This window comes from Pseudomonas sp. B28(2017) (assembly GCF_002113025.1).
In the GTDB taxonomy this organism is placed as follows: Bacteria; Pseudomonadota; Gammaproteobacteria; order Pseudomonadales; family Pseudomonadaceae; genus Aquipseudomonas.
The window spans coordinates 84578-98582 of the sequence record NZ_NEJH01000002.1 but is presented as its reverse complement, the minus strand read 5'-3'; the positions used below and the strand labels follow the sequence as shown (position 1 = coordinate 98582).

General features: G+C 60.0%; 16 protein-coding genes. 7 read left to right on the top strand and 9 right to left on the bottom strand.

The genetic code is table 11. The features are described from left to right. Window positions 1-89 precede the first annotated feature (89 nt). Window positions 90-1064, top strand: coding sequence for an HTH-type transcriptional regulator CysB (gene cysB / locus CAF65_RS05045; protein WP_008023282.1), 975 nt, complete (start codon window positions 90-92; stop codon window positions 1062-1064). Window positions 1065-1073: 9 nt separating this feature from the next. Here cysB and CAF65_RS05040 read toward each other — a convergent pair whose 3' ends face one another. After that, window positions 1074-1556, bottom strand: a complete 483-nt coding sequence (locus CAF65_RS05040; RefSeq protein WP_085715325.1) for a GreA/GreB family elongation factor — start codon at window positions 1554-1556, stop codon at window positions 1074-1076. 2 nt (window positions 1557-1558) lie between these two features. Further along, window positions 1559-1969 carry a hypothetical protein gene (locus tag CAF65_RS05035; RefSeq protein WP_085715324.1) on the bottom strand — a complete coding sequence of 137 codons (411 nt, stop codon included), beginning with the start codon at window positions 1967-1969 and terminating at the stop codon, window positions 1559-1561. Between the two features lie 124 nt (window positions 1970-2093). On the opposite strand from CAF65_RS05035, the gene earP reads away from it, so the two are divergent. After that, window positions 2094-3236, top strand: coding sequence for an elongation factor P maturation arginine rhamnosyltransferase EarP (gene earP / locus CAF65_RS05030; RefSeq protein ID WP_085715323.1), 1143 nt, complete (start codon window positions 2094-2096; stop codon window positions 3234-3236). Window positions 3237-3284: 48 nt separating this feature from the next. After that, on the top strand, window positions 3285-3854 hold the full coding sequence (locus CAF65_RS05025) for an elongation factor P (protein WP_007983530.1): 570 nt from the start codon (window positions 3285-3287) through the stop codon (window positions 3852-3854). Window positions 3855-3959: 105 nt separating this feature from the next. On the opposite strand, the gene CAF65_RS05020 is transcribed toward CAF65_RS05025, so the two are convergent. The 4 genes from CAF65_RS05020 to CAF65_RS05005 all read right to left on the bottom strand — a co-directional run bounded on the left by CAF65_RS05020 (window position 3960) and on the right by CAF65_RS05005 (window position 7271). Beyond that, window positions 3960-4973: an alpha/beta hydrolase gene (locus CAF65_RS05020; RefSeq protein ID WP_085715322.1), complete on the bottom strand. Its 1014-nt coding sequence runs from the start codon at window positions 4971-4973 to the stop codon at window positions 3960-3962. Between the two features lie 34 nt (window positions 4974-5007). Continuing rightward, complete coding sequence (locus CAF65_RS05015) at window positions 5008-5427, bottom strand: organic hydroperoxide resistance protein (RefSeq protein ID WP_046031808.1); 420 nt, start codon at window positions 5425-5427, stop codon at window positions 5008-5010. Window positions 5428-5785: 358 nt separating this feature from the next. Beyond that, the gene (locus CAF65_RS05010) at window positions 5786-6247 is read right to left on the bottom strand and encodes a MarR family winged helix-turn-helix transcriptional regulator (protein ID WP_085715321.1); all 462 of its coding nucleotides are present in this window, start codon (window positions 6245-6247) and stop codon (window positions 5786-5788) included. Window positions 6248-6314: 67 nt separating this feature from the next. Further along, window positions 6315-7271, bottom strand: coding sequence for a LysR family transcriptional regulator (locus CAF65_RS05005; protein ID WP_057397244.1), 957 nt, complete (start codon window positions 7269-7271; stop codon window positions 6315-6317). Between the two features lie 110 nt (window positions 7272-7381). Here CAF65_RS05005 and CAF65_RS05000 point away from each other — a divergent pair, with 110 nt between their 5' ends. After that, window positions 7382-8131: a sulfite exporter TauE/SafE family protein gene (locus CAF65_RS05000; RefSeq protein WP_085715320.1), complete on the top strand. Its 750-nt coding sequence runs from the start codon at window positions 7382-7384 to the stop codon at window positions 8129-8131. On the opposite strand, the gene CAF65_RS04995 is transcribed toward CAF65_RS05000, so the two are convergent. Continuing rightward, window positions 8121-8975, bottom strand: coding sequence for a LysR substrate-binding domain-containing protein (locus CAF65_RS04995; RefSeq protein WP_085715319.1), 855 nt, complete (start codon window positions 8973-8975; stop codon window positions 8121-8123). The two genes, CAF65_RS05000 and CAF65_RS04995, sit on opposite strands and share 11 nt — an antisense overlap. A gap of 95 nt (window positions 8976-9070) precedes the next feature. On the opposite strand from CAF65_RS04995, the gene CAF65_RS04990 reads away from it, so the two are divergent. After that, entirely contained in the window at window positions 9071-9286 is a 216-nt protein-coding gene (locus CAF65_RS04990; RefSeq protein WP_008017198.1) for a DUF1127 domain-containing protein, read from the top strand. Between the two features lie 64 nt (window positions 9287-9350). Next, window positions 9351-10580, top strand: a complete 1230-nt coding sequence (locus tag CAF65_RS04985; RefSeq protein ID WP_085715318.1) for a winged helix-turn-helix domain-containing protein — start codon at window positions 9351-9353, stop codon at window positions 10578-10580. Window positions 10581-10667: 87 nt separating this feature from the next. On the opposite strand, the gene CAF65_RS04980 is transcribed toward CAF65_RS04985, so the two are convergent. Continuing rightward, window positions 10668-12014, bottom strand: coding sequence for a class II 3-deoxy-7-phosphoheptulonate synthase (locus tag CAF65_RS04980; protein WP_085715317.1), 1347 nt, complete (start codon window positions 12012-12014; stop codon window positions 10668-10670). Between the two features lie 150 nt (window positions 12015-12164). On the opposite strand from CAF65_RS04980, the gene CAF65_RS04975 reads away from it, so the two are divergent. After that, window positions 12165-12920, top strand: a complete 756-nt coding sequence (locus CAF65_RS04975) for a spermidine synthase (RefSeq protein WP_085715316.1) — start codon at window positions 12165-12167, stop codon at window positions 12918-12920. A 67-nt stretch (window positions 12921-12987) separates the two neighbouring features. Here the strand turns inward: CAF65_RS04975 and CAF65_RS04970 are convergent, their stop codons facing one another. Then, window positions 12988-13779, bottom strand: coding sequence for a crotonase/enoyl-CoA hydratase family protein (locus CAF65_RS04970; protein WP_085715315.1), 792 nt, complete (start codon window positions 13777-13779; stop codon window positions 12988-12990). Window positions 13780-14005: the final 226 nt, after the last annotated feature.

Here is a 14005-nt window from a genome sequence, read left to right as displayed (position 1 = left end):
AAAAAGTTCTAGATTTATTCTTCATGCCATTAATATAGTTATATATCGTCGCTGATGCCCGTGGCGTCTACCTGCTTTGAGGGATTCATATGAAGCTTCAACAATTGCGCTACATCTGGGAAGTGGCGCACCACGACCTCAACGTTTCCGCTACAGCCCAAAGCCTTTACACCTCTCAACCGGGCATCAGCAAACAGATCCGTCTGCTGGAAGACGAACTGGGCGTCGAGGTTTTTGCCCGCAGCGGCAAGCACCTGACCCGGGTCACCCCGGCCGGTGAGCGCATCATCACCACTGCCGGCGAGATTCTGCGCAAGGTTGAAAGCATCAAGCAGATCGCCCAGGAATTCTCCAACGAGAAAAAAGGCACCCTGTCGATTGCCACCACCCACACCCAGGCGCGTTATGCGTTGCCGCCGGTGATCAGCAACTTCATCAAGCAATACCCGGACGTTGCCCTGCACATGCATCAGGGATCGCCGATGCAAATCGCCGAAATGGCTGCTGATGGCACCGTGGATTTCGCCATCGCCACCGAGGCGCTCGAACTGTTCGGTGATCTGGTCATGATGCCCTGCTATCGCTGGAACCGTTGTGTGGTTGTGCCTCAGGGTCATCCGTTGACCAAATTGTCGAAGCTGACCCTCGAAGCGCTGGCCGAATACCCGATTGTGACCTACGTGTTCGGTTTTACCGGCCGTTCGAAACTCGACGAAGCGTTCAGCCATCGTGGCCTGACGCCGAAAGTCGTGTTCACCGCCGCCGACGCCGACGTGATCAAGACCTATGTTCGCCTGGGGCTGGGCGTGGGCATCGTGGCGAAAATGGCCGTCGACCCCAAACTCGACAGCGACCTGGTCGTGCTCGATGCCAGTGAGTTGTTCGAGTCCAGCATCACCAAGATCGGCTTCCGTCGCGGCACCTTCCTGCGTGGTTTCATGTGCGACTTCATCGAGAAGTTCGCGCCGCACCTTACCCGCGAAGTCATGGCCAAGGCCATTCAATGCCACAACAAGCAGGAACTGGAAGAGCTGTTCGACGGCGTCGAACTGCCCGTTCACTGACAGAGTGTCCTAAACCACCTCGGTGACAGCGAACTGTTGCCGAGCACCCGCCACCATGATCTCCACCTCATCGCCCGCGAACTTGCCCAGCAGGCTTTTGCCCAGCGGTGAGCGCGGGGTGATGACGGTTATCAGTTGCCCCACCAGATCGACCTTCAGCCCGGCCGCATCGGGGGCGAGAAACAGCCATTGTTCGCGGCCCTTTTCGTCCTCGAGCCCGAGCAGCGCCCCCACTTCGATGCCCCGCTGATCGTCATACGGGCGCAGGGCCAGGTTCTGGCAGAGGGTCAGTGACTGGCGAATCTCCTCGACCCTTCTGGCTTGTCCTGCCGCGAGATACGAAGCCTCCAGTCCCAGGGTGTCGTACTTGTTCTCGGCGATGTTTTCTTCATGGGTCGCCGTTTCGTAAGCGGTTTGCGCGGCCCGTTCGGCGATGTCGAGATCGATGCGCAGCCTGTCGAGAATCAGTTGGTGGACGCTGTGTTTATTCATGATCAATCGCAGAATTGCAGGACGTTGGCGCGGCTTTTTTCACTGGGTGCAGTTCGGTCCTGTTGCAGCCAGAACTGACAGCTTGGGTTGGACAGATTGCGACTGCTGCTACGGGCCTGATCGAGCCGTTGCTGCTGCTCGTTCTTGCGCAGGTTTTCTTCGTATTGCTCGAACAGCGGGCTCTGGGGCGGGATGTCCGGTATCGGTTGAACCACCACCGGTGGTTTGGCCAGTTGCTCCACAGCCGCCGCTACAGGTGCCAGTTGTTCGCTGAAAAGCAGGCGCGAAGCGAGCCAGCAGGTCAGCATAATGGCAATGAATCCCAGCCACATGCCGAGGGCGATGCTGCCGGTCAACTGCAGGGCGCTCAGGCGAAATGGGAAGAATCGGCGCGGGGTGGGGCGGTGGGGCATGGTTGCCTCCTGGCGAAAGGTCACTGGCGAGCGGTGATTGTCGCATGAAGAATAATCGCCGTCGGCTCTTCTGCACGGGGTAATTTATGCGGACAATCGGCGCCTTTGCCAACGGGAGCCTGGAATGCCTGAATTGAAAACCCGCTGGGATATTTTTTGCACTGTGGTCGATAACTTCGGCGACATCGGCGTGACCTGGCGACTGGCCCGGCAACTGGTGGCCGAACATGGGCTGGCGGTACGTCTATGGGTCGATGATCTGCGAGCATTCGAGCGCCTTTGCCCGGAAATCGACACCCACGCCGCGCAGCAGTGGCAGCAAGGCGTCGAAGTGCGGCAATGGCCAGCCGAGTGGCAGCCGACGGAAGCCGCCGATGTGGTGATTGCCGCATTTGCCTGCCAGTTGCCGAGCGCCTATATGGACGCCATGGCCGAAAGGGAAAAGACACCACTGTGGATGAACCTCGACTACCTGAGTGCCGAAGACTGGGTGATCGGCTGTCACGGTCTGCCCTCGGTCAAGTACAAAAGTGTACAGAAGTTCTTTTTCTTTCCGGGGTTCCAGAGGGGCACAGGCGGGCTGATACGGGAGAGCGGGCTGCTTGAGCGTCGTCGGCAATTTCAGCAAGACCCACAGGCTCAAAAAGTATTCCTGCAAGGTTTGGGAGTTGATCGTGCACCCGATGCAAACTTGATCTCATTGTTTGCCTATGAAAACACCGGGCTGGCCAGTTGGCTCGATGCGATGGCAGGCGATTCGACGTCCACTCATCTGCTGGTGCCGGAAGGGCGGATTCTCGGTGACGTCGAACGCTGGCTCGGTGTGGAGGGGCTGGCGGCCGGAGCCGTGCATGTGCGTGAAGCCTTGACCGTGCAAGTGCTGCCATTCGTCCGCCAGGACCAATACGACGAGTTGCTGTGGTGCTGCGATTTCAATGCCGTGCGCGGCGAAGACTCCTTTGTACGCGCTCAATGGGCCGGCCGGCCATTTTTGTGGCACATTTACCGGCAGGAAGAAGATATCCATCTGGACAAACTCGACGCCTTCCTCGAACTCTATATAAAGGGGCTTTCGGACCCGGCGCGGGAGGCGATCAGCGGTCTCTGGCGGGCGTGGAACGTCGGTGAGAAAATGGCCGACCACTGGCAATTCACCCGTAAACACTGGCCAGAGCTGGAAAAACACGCCGAGGCGTGGTGTCTGGAACAAGCCTTGCAGGCCGATCTTGCCACGGCGCTGGTACAGTTTTATGGAAATTGGATATGATACGCGGCCTAGATTTTTGTAAATCCCATCCAAATTCGGATATTCGCAATGAAAACTGGTAAAGAACTCAAACCCGGTACCGTGATCCGTATCGACAACGATCCTTGGCTGGTTCAGAAAGCTGAATTCACCAAGTCCGGTCGTAACAGCGCGATCATGAAGACCAAGCTGAAAAACCTGCTGACCGGCTACAAGACCGAAACCGTATACGGTGCGGACGACAAGCTGGACGACGTGATCCTCGACCGCAAGGAAGCGACCCTGTCCTTCATCAGCGGTGACTCCTACACGTTCATGGACACCACCGACTACACCATGTACGAGCTGAACGCCGAAGACATCGAAGCCGTTCTGCCGTTCGTTGAAGAAGGCATGACCGACGTTTGCGAAGCCGTGTTCTTCGAAGGCCGTCTGGTTTCCGTAGAACTGCCGACCACCATCGTGCGTCAGGTTGCCTACACCGAAGGTTCCGCTCGCGGCGACACTTCTGGCAAGGTGATGAAGCCTGCCAAACTGAAGAACGGTACCGAGCTGTCGGTTGCTGACTTCATCAATATCGACGATATGATCGAGATTGATACCCGCGAAGGCGGTTCCTACAAAGGCCGTGCCAAATAAGCACAGCTTCAGGAATGAAAAAGCCCGACCATTGAGTCGGGCTTTTTTGTGCCTGAAGGTTCCCCCTGTAGGAGCGAGCATGCTCGCTCCTACAGGGGGGCAGTGTTATTTCAGGTGTTGTTTCAGCTCTTCAGACGCCTGCAGCATTGCTGAACGCACCGCTGGCACCTGGCTCACCACGTTGAGCAAACCGTAGTCGTGGATCATGCCGTTGTAGCGAACAGCAGTGACCGGCACACCGGCCTCGTCCAGTTTGCGGGCGTAGGCTTCGCCTTCGTCGCGCAAAACGTCGGCACCGGCGGTCTGCACCAGCGCTGGAGGCAATCCTTTCAACTGGGCGGTGGTCGCGCGCAGGGGGGAGGCGTAGATCTCGTTGCGCTGATTGGCGTCGGTGGTGTAGTTGTCCCAGAACCATTTCATCGCATTTTTGGTGAGGAAGTGCCCTTCGGCAAACTGGTTGTAGGACGCGGTTTCGAAGCTGGCATCAGTCACCGGCCACAACAGCACCTGGAACCTGATCGCCGGTGTGCCCTTGTCCTTGGCCATCAGCGCAACCACGGCCGCCATGTTGCCGCCGACACTGTTGCCGGCCACCGCCAGGCGCTTGCCATCGACGTTGATCTCTTTACCGTGCTCGGCCACCCATTGGGTCGCGGCGTAAGCCTGGTTGATCGCCACCGGGTAATGCGCTTCCGGCGATGGTGTGTAGTTCACGAATACGGCTGCCGCTCCCGAACCCGTCACCAGGTCACGTACCAGCCGCTCGTGAGTCGGGAAGTCTCCCAGTACCCAGCCGCCGCCATGGAAGAACATGAACACGGGCAGCTCACCCTTGACCCCGGCCGGCCGGACGATGGTCAGGCTTAGCGGTTGGCCGCCCACTTGAATGGTCTTCTGGGTGACATCGGCCTTTGGCAGGGTCAGCTTCACCCCGGCCTGCGCGCCCACCAGCACGGCGCGGGCATCTTTCGGGCTGAGCTGTTCAAGCGGTTTGCCGGTGCCGGCATTCAGCACATCCAGGAACGCCTGGGTGTTGTGTTCAACACCATCACCTGCGAATGCGCCGTTGATCGACAGGGCGAGAAGGGTACCGGTCACGACTTTGCTGAAAGTGTTCATGTTCGTTTCCTGTTCGGGCCTGAGTAGTGGGCGGTTAGACGGTCACGTGCAGGCGCACATCGACGTTGCCGCGGGTGGCGTTGGAGTACGGGCAGACCTGGTGGGCCGCGTCGACCAGTGCTTGTGCATCGGCTTGTTCCAGACCCGGCAGGCTGATGTGCAGATCGATGTCCAGACCGAATCCGCCAGGGATCTGGCCGATGCCGACGTGGGCGGTGATCGAAGCGTCGTTCGGGATGCTGCGCTTGGTCTGGCTGGCCACGAATTTCAAGGCGCCGATAAAGCAGGCGGAATAGCCGGCGGCGAACAGTTGCTCCGGGTTGGTGGCTGCGCCGCCAGCACCGCCGAGTTCTTTGGGCGTGGCGAGCTTGACGTCGAGGATGTTGTCGCTGGAAACCGCACGACCGTCACGGCCACCGGTGGAAGTTGCGATTGCGGTGTAGAGAGTTTGCATGGTGAAAACCTCGTTCGGAGTTTGTGTGTTTACGCAAAATGTTTGCGCGCTAAGTAAGTGCGAAGTAAATGTATCGCGCAAATATTTAGCGCACAAGATAAATTTTGCAAAAATCCAAAGGGCTGCGAGACAGTTTTGGTTGGAAGCGTTGAGCTAGAGCTATCAGCGGGGGATTTTTCAGCCTGGATTTTTTTCAGGAGGAGGTGGCGAATCCGATTTTCTGGTAGGTCGCGGAGCTACTGTGGGAGCGAGCCAGCTCGCGATTACGGTGTGTCAGCCAACATCAATGTTGAATGTGACATTGCAATCGTCGGAACGCCGCCCGGAGCAGGCTCGCTCCCACAGAGGGGGCTTGAAATTACAGGCTGTCTTGAAGGTGACTGCGCAGCGCTTGCAGTTCCGCTTGCAGGTTTTGCAGGCGCTCCAGTGTCATCCCGCTGGCGCCGAGGATGCACTGGGGAATATCGCGGGCCTTGTCGCGCAACGCCCGGCCCTGTTCGGTGAGCTCGACGATCACCACGCGCTCGTCTTCACGGCTGCGGGTTCGGCTGAGCAGGCCTTCCGCTTCCAGGCGCTTGAGCAGCGGTGTCAACGAGCCAGGGTCGGTCAGCAACCGCGTGCTGATTTCGCCTACGGTCAAACCGTCCCGTTCCCACAACACCATCATCGCCAGGTATTGCGGGTAGGTCAGGCCCAGCGCTTGCAGCAAGGGTTTGTAGACCTTGGTCATCATCAGCGAAGTGGAATGCAGTGCGAAGCAGGCCTGATTGTCCAGCAGCAGGTTGTCGCAGTTATCCGGGGTGTTACGCTCGGTGGTCATGTCGAAGCCTTGATCTGTGATCTTAAGAATCTAGCGGGCGAATCTTTAATGCGCCAGATAATTCTGATCAGTGCCGTTGCAAATGGGTTTGCAGCTCCAGATCCCAAGGCGGAACCGGGCTGAAGCGGGTTTTCAGGTACTCCAGCAACAAACGACTGCGGGAGTTGGGTTGTTGTTCCAGGCGCAAGGCATAGATGCCGGCGCTTTCCGGTTTCGGCAGACCGCTATCGCAGAACAGCGGCAGCAATTCACCGCGCAACAGGTACTCGCTGGCGAGCCAGGTTGGCAGGTGCGCGATACCCAGTCCGGCCAGTGCGCCACATACCAGCGCCTCGGCATTGTTGGCGCTCATGCGCACCCGCGCCGGCCGGTGTAACTGCATTTGCCCGTCCCGCTCGAAACGCCAGGCGAAAAGCGGGGCCAGGCCATCCCAGTCGAGTCCGTCGTGTTCGATCAGCTGTGACGGATCGGTCGGCACGCCACGACGCCGTAAATAATCAGGGCTGGCGCAAGCGATACGCACCATGCTCGCCAGTGGTGTGGCCACCAGCCGGGTGTCGGCCAATTGTCCGGCGCGCAACACCAGATCGACCTTGCCAAGGTTCTGGCCTTGCATGTCGACGAAACTGTCGATCAGGTGCAGTTGCACATCAAGTCCCGGATAGAGCATGAGGAAATCGGCAATTACCGGTGCCAGGTGCCGGCGCCCGAAGGCTGCTGGCGCATCGATACGGATCAGACCTTCCGGCGCGCTGCTCAAGGAAACCGCTTCGGCCCGGGCCAGGCGCAACTCGGCGACGATCCGCCGTGCTCGTTCGGCAAAGGCCAATCCTGCCGGGGTGGCACGAACCGCATGAGTGCTGCGGATGAACAGCTGACTGCCAACCGCGTTTTCCAGGCTGTCGATCCGCCGTGCCACGGCCGAAGGGGTCATCGGATGACGGCGCGAGGCGGCGGAAAAGCTGCCGGTTTCCAGCACATCAAGGAACAAGGCCAGTTGGTCGGTCAGTTGATTGGGGTTCATGGCAGGTTTGCGCTTGTGCGGATTTGGCACAGCCATTTTGCGCCGTTGTGCGTTTCCGCGCCAGAAGCAACTGCGTAGGATCGATAGGGTGACGTGAGGAGAAATCGGCCGTGATTGAGTTTTTGATGTATCTGGTCTTCGGCGCCGCCTTGGGCACGCTTGGCGGTTTGTTTGGAATCGGCGGCGGCCTGATTGCCATTCCGTTGCTGGGCGTACTGTTCGGGCTCGATCAGCAGATAGCCCAAGGCACAGCACTGGTGATGGTGGTGCCGAACGTGATGCTGGCGCTGTGGCGTTATCAGCAGCGCAACCGGATTGAGCTGCGTCATGCGCTGCCGCTGGCAACGATGGGCTTGAGCTTTGCCTGGCTCGGTTCGATGTGGGCCGTGGGCATTGATGCGTCAACCATGCGTTCAGGGTTTGTCGGGTTCCTCATCGCGCTGTCGGCCCTTAACCTGGCACGAATGTTCTCCGCTAGTGCCCCGGCGGCTTCGCAGATGAATCATGCGTGGCCATGGCTGGGTGTACTCGGTGCAGCGTCCGGCACCATGGGCGGCGTGTTTGGCGTAGGCGGAGCTGTGGTGGCAACGCCAGTGCTGACCAGCGTGTTCGGGACCAGCCAGGTGGTGGCGCAAGGGTTGTCCCTGGCCCTGGCGTTGCCGAGCACCGGCGTGACGTTGGTGACGTATGCCGTGCACCATCAGGTGGACTGGTGGATCGGCGTGCCCTTGGCGATTGGCGGGCTGCTCAGCATCAGTTGGGGTGTGAAGATTGCCCATGCCATACCGGAGCGGCTGCTGCGCGGGCTGTTCTGCGGCTATCTGGTGGCGTGTGCGGTGACCCTCGCCTTCAAAGTTTGAAGCCTTCGATGATGTGTTCGGCCAGGCATTCGGTGATCGGTGACGGGGTATGCAGGTTGCGCACGAGCATGATGCTGGCCTCGGGCAGCAGCGGCAGATCTTCGGCTTCACCGAGGATGCGCATGTCTGCGGTGATCAGGCTTTCAAGCTGCGCGGTGACTGCCAGGCCGGCGCTGACCACCGCCATGATCGCCGACAGGCTGTCGCTGTTGTACGCCACCCGGTAATCGCGCCCCCGGGCATCCAGGGCATTGCAGGCCCACAGGCGGCAGAAGCAATCACTGTTGAACATCGCCAGCGGCAGCGGGGTCTGCTCGTGAGCGCTGTAGCATTGCGCCTCGGCCCAGACAAAACGTTCCTTGCGCAACAACTGGCCGATTTCGCTACCGGGTTCGCGGGTCACGATGGATAGGTCCAGATCTTGTCGCATCAACAGCTGTTTCGATGATTCGCAGTGCACTTCTATCTGAATCAGCGGGTAGGACTGGGCAAATCGGCGCAGAATCCCCGGGAGGAATCGCATCACATAATCGTCCGGCGTACCGATGCGCACTGTGCCGATCATGTCGGGCTCACGCAGGGTATTGAAGACCTCACTGTGCAGTTTGAGGATCCGCCGTGCATAACCCAACAACACCTGGCCTTCGGCCGTCAGTCGCACCTGCCGTCCGTCGCGCTGGAACAACTGGCGCTGAAGCACATCTTCTTCCAGTCGTTTCATCTGCATGCTGACGGCTGACTGGGTGCGGTTGACCATTTCGCCGGCGCGGGTAAAGCCGCCCTGGTCGGCGATGGCGACGAAGGTGCGCAACACTTCGGTATCGATACTCGGGTAGGCGGACATCCATCAATCTCCGAGATATGTGACATCAGAAACATTCGTTGGATTGATCTTAGACCCGGCGCGAGACTGGAGCCATCCAAACGGAGGGCAACAAGATGAAAGGTCAACACGAGTTCCATGGTGCAGAAAAACACTCGATTCACCTGATATCCGATCTGCTGCACAAGTTCGGCCGCTGGTACGAACTGCATCGCGAGCGCGAACTGCTGGCGAGCTTGAGCGACGAAGCGCTCAAGGACATCGGCATGAGCCGTGCGGATGTGGAGAACGAGTCGATCAAACCGTTCTGGAATGATCCGATGCATAAATGATGAATGCCACGCTACACAAACCCCTTACCGGTGAGGTAGGTTGCGAGCAGACAAGGAGGTACCCATGCCCGCAACATTGTCCTTTACCCTCAAACAGGCTCGGCGTCTGGCGCTGGCCGCCCAAGGGTTCAACGGGCGGCAACCGCCAGCGGCGATCAAGGCTGTTGCGCTCAATCGCCTGATCGAACGGCTGGGCATTTTGCAGATCGACTCGGTCAATGCATTGGTGCGTTCGCACTACCTTCCGCTGTTTTCCCGCCTCGGCAATTATTCTTCCGATTTACTCGATCAGGCTGCCTGGAGTCAGGGCCGTCGACGAACACTATTCGAGTATTGGGGCCATGAAGCCTCGTTGTTGCCTCTTTCCATGTACCCGTTGCTGCGCTGGCGCATGCAGCGTGCGAGCCGTGGCGAAGACATTTATCAGCAATTGGCGCGTTTTGGGCGTGAGCAGCAAGACACGATTCGGCGGGTGCTGGTTTCGGTTGAGGAGCAGGGCGCGCTTGGCGCCGGGAGCCTGTCGACCCGTCAGGAACGGGCCGGGCCCTGGTGGGACTGGAGCGCGGAAAAGCATGCGCTGGAATGGCTGTTCGCTGCCGGTGAGGTGACCGTTGCCGGACGGCGCGGATTCGAAAGGCTCTACGATCTGCCGGAGCGGGTGATTCCTTCGGCGATTCTTGCGCACCCTGTCCTGAGTGAAGACGACGCCCAGCGCGGCCTGTTGCGGCATGCGGCAACGGCCTTGGGTGTCGGTACTGAGAAGGACTTGCGTGACTATTTCCGCTTGAACCCTGCAGACAGTCGCCAGCGTTTGGCTGAGCTGGTCGAGGCCGGTGAATTGCTGACCTGCGAAGTCGAGGGTTGGCGACAACCGGCCTATTGTCTGCCCGAGCCCAAAGTGCCGCGCAAAGTCGCGGCCAGTGCATTGCTCTCGCCGTTCGATTCGCTGGTCTGGGAGCGCAGCCGTACGGAGCGTCTGTTCGATTTCCGCTATCGGCTGGAAATCTACACGCCACAGGACAAGCGCGTTTACGGCTATTACGTTTTGCCGTTTTTGCACAACGAACGGATTGCCGCACGGGTCGATCTGCGCGCCGAACGGGCGGCCGGCCGTTTGGCAGTGCATGCGGTGCATGAAGAGGAGTCCGGGCTGGACGACGAGGGGATGCAGGCATTGGCGGTCAATCTGCGGCAGATGGCGGATTGGCTGGGGTTGGCGCAGGTTCAGTTGAATTGCCCGCGGGCGAGTGCGGCGCGGTTACGGGTGGCATTTTCACAAATTGGCGGTGACTGAGTTGGCCCCATCGTGAGCAGGCTCGCTCCCACAGGGGAGCGCGGTCCAATGTGGGAGCGAGCCTGCTCGCGAAGGGCGCGGCGCGATTTAGCGCCGAACCTGTTTCAGTGTCTCGGCAATCAAAAACGCCAGCTCCAGTGACTGATCGGCATTCATACGCGGATCGCAATGGGTGTGGTAGCGATCCGACAAACCGTCCTCGGTAATCGGCCGCGCACCACCGATGCACTCGGTAACGTTCTGCCCGGTCATTTCGATATGGATACCACCGGCATAGCTGCCTTCGGCTTCGTGCACCTGGAAGAACTGCTTCACCTCGCCAAGGATCTGCGCGAAGTCGCGGGTCTTGTAGCCGCTGCTGGCCTTGATCGTGTTGCCGTGCATCGGGTCGGAACTCCACAGCACCTGCTTGCCTTCACGCTGGACGGCGCGGATAAGCTGCGGCAGGTGATCGCCGACCTTGTTCGCGCCCATCCGTGCGATCAGGTTCAGACGGCCCGGGTCGTTGTCCGGGTTGAGCACGTCGATCAGGCGAATCAGGTCGTCCGGGTTCATGCTCGGGCCGACCTTGACCCCGATCGGGTTGTTCACCCCGCGCAGGAATTCGACGTGGGCACCGTCGAGCTGGCGGGTGCGGTCGCCGATCCACAGCATGTGGGCCGAGCAGTCGTAGTAATCATTGGTCAGGCTGTCGCGACGCACGAAGGCTTCTTCGTAGTTCAGCAGCAGCGCTTCGTGGGCGGTGAAGAAGCTGGTTTCGCGCAGCTGCGGCGAACTGTCCATGCCGCAGGCGCGCATGAACGCCAGGGTTTCATCGATGCGGTCGGCCAGGTGGCTGTATTTTTCCGCCAGCGCCGAGTTGGCGATGAAGTCCAGGTTCCACTTGTGCACCTGATGCAGGTCGGCAAACCCGCCCTGGGCGAACGCGCGCAACAGGTTCAGGGTGGCGGTGGACTGGTGATAGGACTGCAACAGGCGCTCGGGGTCCGGCACGCGGCTTTTTTCGTCGAAACCGATGCCGTTGACGATGTCACCGCGGTAGGCGGGCAGGGTCACGCCATTGATGGTTTCGTCGTTGGCCGAGCGCGGCTTGGCGAACTGCCCGGCCATGCGCCCGACCTTGACCACCGGGCAGCCGGCGGCAAACGTCATCACGATCGCCATCTGCAACAGCACCTTGAAGGTGTCGCGAATTTTCGCGGCGGAGAATTCTGCGAAGCTTTCGGCGCAGTCGCCGCCTTGCAACAGAAACGCGCGGCCCTGGGTCACCTCGGCAAACTGACGGCGCAACTCCCGGGCTTCACCGGCAAACACCAGTGGCGGATAGCTGGCCAGGGTCTGCTCGACCTGATGCAAATGCGCGGCGTCGGGGTATTGGGGTTGTTGCTGGATCGGCAGGGCGCGCCAGCTGTCGGGGCTCCAGGGTTGGCTCATCACGGTCTCTAGTGTTTTCGCTCGGACCTCCATGTTATCAGCAAATTAGTGCGTGACCTGTTACCGTCGCTTCACCGACAATCTCGCCTTTGCCGCTCTCTACACGCGGTGTTATTGCGTTGCCGGCCCCGGTGACGATCAGGAGATGAAATGACTGAGGAGCGCGTCGAGCATCTGCTCGCCGAGGTACAGGACGAGTTCGGCGTGATTCGTGTGCTGGAAGTGGCCGATTACCGTTTTCTCGAGTTCGGCGATGCCATCGAGCAAAGCTGCGTGTTCACCGCCGATCCGAGCTGGCTCGAATACGACTATACCCGGGCGATGCTGATCGGCGCGCTGTGCCATGAGCACCCGGAAAGCGCGCTGTTTCTCGGCCTCGGCGCCGGGACGCTGACTCAGGCCTGCCTCAAGTTCCTGCCGCTGGAAGATGTCGAAGCCATTGAACTGCGTCCGGACGTACCGCGCCTGGCCATTGAGTACCTGGGGCTGGATGACGATCCGCGCCTTTATATCCGCGTTGGCGATGCGCTGGAGCTGCTCGACACTGCCGAGTCGGCCGATCTGATTTTCGTCGACCTTTATACCGATGTCGGTCCGGGTGTCGGGCACCTGGCCTGGAGTTTTCTGGAAAACTGCCAGAAACGATTGAGTCCGGGGGGCTGGCTGGTCATCAATCAATGGGCTACCGACGATGGCAAACCCTTGGGCGCTGCCTTGTTGCGTGGTTTGTACCATCGACATTACTGGGAGCTGCCGGTGAAGGAGGGCAATGTGATTCTGATCGTGCCGTCGGAGCTGGATCAGGAACTGGACATGGACGGTCTGACCGCTCGCGCCGAAGCGCTGGCACCGCGGTTGGGGTATTCGCTGGATTCGTTGATCAAGTGCATTCGCCCGGCGACCTGATTGATTGTCTGGACGGGCCCCTTCGTCGGAACGCCGCCCGGAGGGGCCTTCAAAGCCACTGCAAAAGCTAAACCCCTTTGAACACGCCAGGCCGTCGCTCCACCATCGACCGCACACCTTCCTTGATATCCTCGCTGGCCATCAACTTCTTGACCAGCGCTGGCAATCCTTGCGCTGCGGCGGTTTCTCCTTCATACCGGGCCTGTCGCGCCGACATCAGCGTCGCCTGCACCCCAAGCGGTGCCTGACGGGCGATCCGCTCGGCCAGTTCAACTGCCCGGGGTAGCAAGTCCTCACTGGCCATGACTTCCTGCACCAGGCCCAGGTGCAGCGCATCCCGGGCATCGAATTCATCCCCGGTCAACAGCCAGCGCATGGCATTACCCCAGCCGGCGACCTGATGCAGGCGCAGGGTGGCACCGCCGAACGGGAAGATCCCACGCTGCACTTCCATCTGGGCGAACCGGGTGTTGCTGGCGCACAGGTTGATGTCGGCGGCCAGCATCAACTCGATGCCAATGGTCAGGCAATAGCCTTGGGCGGCGACGATTACCGGCTTGCTGACCCTGGGACCTGCGAACACCGCCCACGGATCGCAGCCGCCAGGGGGGACTTGCCAGCCTTCAGCGAGTGTGAGGCTGGCATTGACCAGATCGAGCCCGGCGGTAAAGTGCTCGCCGTGACCGAACACCACCGCCACGCGCGCCTCGCTGTCGGCTTCGAACTCGCCATAGGCCAGGCTCAATTCGTTGAGCAGGTCGAGGTCAAAGGCGTTGCGCTTGGCCACCCGATCCAGACCGATCAGGAACACATGACCACGCCGTTCGCGGCTGACTCGACTGGAGCTGGGCTGATTCATGAAGTGACCCTCGGGGGTAGGAAAGGCGTGCCAGACCGGCGGTCTGCACTGCAAAGGGTGAACCGTTTTAGCGCCATCACCCGCAAGGCCGGGCCTTTGAAAAATAGACGGCTGACCGATTATTCGCAAAGCCTGTGGCACAACGGTGTATCCGGCGGATTTTCGATAAAAAAAGCTCCCTTTTTTGGCGAATTCCGGTATAGTGCGCGCCGGCCTTTAACCGGGC

What these genes read in the sequence shown, in the direction of transcription:
- CAF65_RS05025 (WP_007983530.1), top strand. Translation starts at nt 3,285, where the DNA reads ATGAAAACTGGTAAAGAACTCAAACCCGGTACCGTGATCCGTATCGAC.
- CAF65_RS04980 (WP_085715317.1), bottom strand. Translation starts at nt 12,014, where the DNA reads ATGAGCCAACCCTGGAGCCCCGACAGCTGGCGCGCCCTGCCGATCCAG.
- earP (WP_085715323.1), top strand. Translation starts at nt 2,094, where the DNA reads ATGCCTGAATTGAAAACCCGCTGGGATATTTTTTGCACTGTGGTCGAT.
- CAF65_RS04970 (WP_085715315.1), bottom strand. Translation starts at nt 13,779, where the DNA reads ATGAATCAGCCCAGCTCCAGTCGAGTCAGCCGCGAACGGCGTGGTCAT.
- CAF65_RS05005 (WP_057397244.1), bottom strand. Translation starts at nt 7,271, where the DNA reads ATGAACCCCAATCAACTGACCGACCAACTGGCCTTGTTCCTTGATGTG.
- CAF65_RS04985 (WP_085715318.1), top strand. Translation starts at nt 9,351, where the DNA reads ATGCCCGCAACATTGTCCTTTACCCTCAAACAGGCTCGGCGTCTGGCG.
- CAF65_RS04975 (WP_085715316.1), top strand. Translation starts at nt 12,165, where the DNA reads ATGACTGAGGAGCGCGTCGAGCATCTGCTCGCCGAGGTACAGGACGAG.
- CAF65_RS05020 (WP_085715322.1), bottom strand. Translation starts at nt 4,973, where the DNA reads ATGAACACTTTCAGCAAAGTCGTGACCGGTACCCTTCTCGCCCTGTCG.
- CAF65_RS05035 (WP_085715324.1), bottom strand. Translation starts at nt 1,969, where the DNA reads ATGCCCCACCGCCCCACCCCGCGCCGATTCTTCCCATTTCGCCTGAGC.
- CAF65_RS05040 (WP_085715325.1), bottom strand. Translation starts at nt 1,556, where the DNA reads ATGAATAAACACAGCGTCCACCAACTGATTCTCGACAGGCTGCGCATC.
- CAF65_RS04995 (WP_085715319.1), bottom strand. Translation starts at nt 8,975, where the DNA reads ATGTCCGCCTACCCGAGTATCGATACCGAAGTGTTGCGCACCTTCGTC.
- CAF65_RS05015 (WP_046031808.1), bottom strand. Translation starts at nt 5,427, where the DNA reads ATGCAAACTCTCTACACCGCAATCGCAACTTCCACCGGTGGCCGTGAC.
- CAF65_RS04990 (WP_008017198.1), top strand. Translation starts at nt 9,071, where the DNA reads ATGAAAGGTCAACACGAGTTCCATGGTGCAGAAAAACACTCGATTCAC.
- CAF65_RS05010 (WP_085715321.1), bottom strand. Translation starts at nt 6,247, where the DNA reads ATGACCACCGAGCGTAACACCCCGGATAACTGCGACAACCTGCTGCTG.
- cysB (WP_008023282.1), top strand. Translation starts at nt 90, where the DNA reads ATGAAGCTTCAACAATTGCGCTACATCTGGGAAGTGGCGCACCACGAC.